At 43.2% G+C, this 593-nt stretch carries 1 protein-coding gene; it reads right to left on the bottom strand.

Annotated features, from left to right (window positions below; translation table 11 throughout):
- Nucleotides 1-163 precede the first annotated feature (163 nt).
- Nucleotides 164-571, bottom strand: a complete 408-nt coding sequence (locus J7R10_RS08430) for a helix-turn-helix domain-containing protein (protein ID WP_010705305.1) — start codon at nt 569-571, stop codon at nt 164-166.
- Nucleotides 572-593 lie beyond the last annotated feature (22 nt).

A 593-nucleotide genomic window follows, 5' to 3' on the forward strand; every position in this document is an offset into this window, starting at 1 on the left:
GATAATAAAATCTTGGCGCGCATGATGAACCAATTTAGGGGCGAGCTTATGAAGAAAAGAACTGTCTATCGAAACCATAACAAACCAATGAATGAATAAATCCATTCTCAGTTTATTGGATTTCTGCTACCCAATATAAGTCTGACACTGTCAGTCAAACATCTCAATACTCATAAAACTCTGGAAATAAGAGACCTTGTGGCTCTTTTGAAGAAATCTTCTTCTTCAAGCGATAAGCTGTACGCACATGCATACCAGAAACAGCTGCTGCTGCATCCACAGACCAGCCTTTTTGCAACGCTTGCACCATTTTTTGTCGCCGTTCAGCATCTCTGCCAAGAGGGATAAGAAGACGCACACCCGAACCATTAAAACAAAAATGCTTGATCAATTGCTGCGCCTCCTCAAACCCAACAATTTCAATCAACCAATCGGCATTCTCAAGACGCCCAGGAAGATAAACCTGTCGTCCACCAAAAGCCCGCATCATATTCCATGCTGCCTCACTGCCCGCAACATCAGCTATTTCACGCAATAAAGCAGGAAAATCGCTATAGACTTCCTCTTGCATGCATGCTTACCCCTCGCTTTTA

The organism is Bartonella vinsonii subsp. berkhoffii ATCC 51672 (assembly GCF_902825225.1).
GTDB classification, from domain to species: Bacteria; Pseudomonadota; Alphaproteobacteria; order Rhizobiales; family Rhizobiaceae; genus Bartonella; species Bartonella berkhoffii.

Excerpts from the sequence above, each read along its gene's own strand:
- J7R10_RS08430 (WP_010705305.1), bottom strand. The coding sequence starts at position 571 with ATGCAAGAGGAAGTCTATAGCGATTTTCCTGCTTTATTGCGTGAAATA.